We start from the raw sequence: 2,657 nt of genomic DNA on the forward strand, positions 1-2,657 counted from the left end.
AAGATTTAGAAAATGTAAAACTTTGGCTACACAATTTTGTTAGAAATAATCTTTCTGTAGAAATTGTTAAAAGTATTACTCATAATAGCTTTTTTTTAAATGACTTTTATAGCGTGTTTTGAAATTAAATTGGTATTACTACAACCATAGATCCTTTAACTACTATAACCTCCACAGCAGGTGTATTAACAGGCACTAGCCCTATTCCTTTCGCTATTGAGTTTACGGAAACAGTAACCGATTTTGATGTAAATGATTTAGGTATTACTAATGGAACGCCTACCAACTTTGCAGGTTCTGGCACCTCATATACGGTAGACGTTACACCTACTATGGACGGAGATGTAATTGTTGACATAGCCGAAGATGTTGCCACACCGGGCAACGAAGCAGCAACTCTTATGGTTATTTACGACATTACTGGACCAACAGTTGTTACGCAAGATATCTCTGTGCAATTAGATGACTTGGTGTGCCAACACAATAAGCGAATTATATAAGAGCAGATGGCAAATAGAAATATTCTTCAGAGACATCAAACAGTTGCTACACATTAAATCATTCATCGGAACTAGCCTAAATGCGGTAATGATACAAATATGGACTGCCTTAATTAGTATTTTAATACTCAAATACCTGAAAGTTTTAGCAAAATACAACTGGTACTTATCCAATTTAGTTGCCTTTCTAAGACTCAACCTATTTGTTAAGATAGAACTTCAAAAATGGTTAGATAAACCCTTTTTGAAAAAAGAAAAACCTCCCAATATTATTCACCAGGGGTGCTTTTCATCTTCTAATGATTTTAAGCAAATTTTACTGTTGAATCAAGGCCTTTAATAGGTTCTGGATTTTATTTAGGACGGGATTGATTTAAAATGCTAATAGAAACAGGTTGCCCTGTTATCTTTTACTTTAAAAGAACTTTTTTAACTATTCTTTGTTCTCCATCTGTCCACTCAACAAATACAATACCTCTTGGGAGGCCTTGTACATTTATTGTTTTAGAGCCGTTAAAAGCAGACATATCCTCCACTTTTATGTTCTTCCCAACAAATCTCTAAAGTACAACGTTCCGTTACCCTCCATACTACCTGTAATGGTAATTACACCTGTTGCAGGATTGGGATACAATGTAAATCCGCCCATTTCTATCTCCTCTGGTATCGCCGTAAAAAACTTGAAATAAGTATCAGCATCTACAACTGTAAATTGGGCCATCATACTTTGATCTTCATGTGTTAAAATATGACAATGGTACATAAAGCCATTCGAGGGTGAGATATCAGTGTATGGAAAACTATCAAACCTAGCAATAAACTTCATTGTTGCATACCCTCTAACCAATTGAACATCTTTAAATCCAATCAGTTCCTCAGGGATTTCGGTATCAAAATCTGAATTATAGTCGATAATGTCATCCCCTAGTCCGAGCTTACCATGATATTCTACAACTTGAAATTGCACTTTATGAATATGAAATGGATGTGCTTGGTTTGTAAGGTTTTCTATCGTCCACTCTTCCATTTTATTTACTAAAATAGTATCGTTTAAAACCTTCATTTTCATGACACTGTCATTGATGGTCCATTTACCCCCACTACCACCTTTGCCACCTAATCGTTTAGTTCTTTCCCTATATACATCGCCTCTATCTTCAAGGGCATATTTAGGATTAGAAGTTGGCAATTGAACAATCGGGTCTTTAGAAGTTATGGAATTATCGATAATAAATGCCATGCCAGTGTACAGTGGTTGAATCAGTTGCAAACGTATTTGTAATATTCATGTTCACAGTTGAATCTTTTTGCCATCGAAGGGTTGGCCCTAAATAAGACATTTTGTTAGCGCTTAGTTTGTTGTAGCAACGTGTCTCTATCGCACCATTCAAATTACGGAAGACAGTATCTAAAGCAACAATTCTTACCTTATTATCGGCGATACTAAAGAATGCTACATTTTCAATTATTGTATCGGCCGGAGTATCTGGGCCAGATTTCCTATAATTTATGACTTTTATAAAAGCAATGTTCCCATTATCCGGAATAAGAACGGTATCACTTGTAAGCGTGTCTGCACCTGCTATAATTTGATCGGCAGTACCTTTTGTTGTAACAACATCTATAAACGAGTGAATAGTTCCAGTTGGATCAAAATTGTGTGTGTAGTATCTTGAATTTAAAGATCGATTGTACCGCCGTCCAATACAGGAGGTATCGGTAAAGGGTTCGTGAACGTTTGAGCGCTCAATAAACTTGCCTGCAATATTAGGCTAGGTATAAGTAAGAGTTTTTTCATATTGCGTTAATGCATTAAAAATGGTTAGATTAAATGAATTTGCTCGGCGAATACAGGTAATAACCGCATCAACATACAGATAATACTACTCTAACAGACACTAATCCATATAGGTAAGTACTATTTAGCCCTATCCCTCTAAGATATCCATCCCAACTACAACTCAGATATTTATCTAATTAATTTTCATTAATCGAGCTTTAGGAGCAGATATTACTAACTCATGTTACGCAGTTATAAATGATAAATTTACATATGGATGTTGAAAACTTATTGCAGATTTATCAGGAGGGCTTAATGGCCAGTTCTTTTCAGGTAACGTGTACAGGGTTATCAGATATTACAGACAATGTAATAAG

The 2,657-nt window shown here is 35.4% G+C and carries 4 protein-coding genes and 1 pseudogene; 2 read left to right on the forward strand and 3 right to left on the reverse strand.

The genetic code is table 11. From position 1 onward, the window contains the following. Positions 1-124: 124 nt before the first annotated feature. Complete coding sequence (locus tag HRT72_04570; protein NQY66981.1) at positions 125-358, reverse strand: hypothetical protein; 234 nt, start codon at positions 356-358, stop codon at positions 125-127. Here HRT72_04570 and HRT72_04575 point away from each other — a divergent pair. Next, a complete protein-coding gene (locus HRT72_04575; GenBank protein ID NQY66982.1) occupies positions 333-500 on the forward strand; it encodes a hypothetical protein in 168 nt (55 codons plus the stop codon). The genes HRT72_04570 and HRT72_04575 overlap by 26 nt on opposite strands. Further along, positions 466-840: pseudogene (locus HRT72_04580) on the forward strand (transposase). Before HRT72_04575 ends, HRT72_04580 begins: the two are co-directional and overlap by 35 nt. Before the next feature lie 198 nt (positions 841-1,038). Here the strand turns inward: HRT72_04580 and HRT72_04585 are convergent. Beyond that, a complete protein-coding gene (locus HRT72_04585) occupies positions 1,039-1,740 on the reverse strand; it encodes a multicopper oxidase domain-containing protein (protein NQY66983.1) in 702 nt (233 codons plus the stop codon). Further along, on the reverse strand, positions 1,721-1,840 hold the full coding sequence (locus tag HRT72_04590; protein NQY66984.1) for a multicopper oxidase domain-containing protein: 120 nt from the start codon (positions 1,838-1,840) through the stop codon (positions 1,721-1,723). Before HRT72_04590 ends, HRT72_04585 begins: the two co-directional genes overlap by 20 nt. Positions 1,841-2,657 lie beyond the last annotated feature (817 nt).

The sequence above is a fragment of the Flavobacteriales bacterium genome (genome assembly GCA_013214975.1).
GTDB lineage: Bacteria > Bacteroidota > Bacteroidia > DT-38 > DT-38 > DT-38.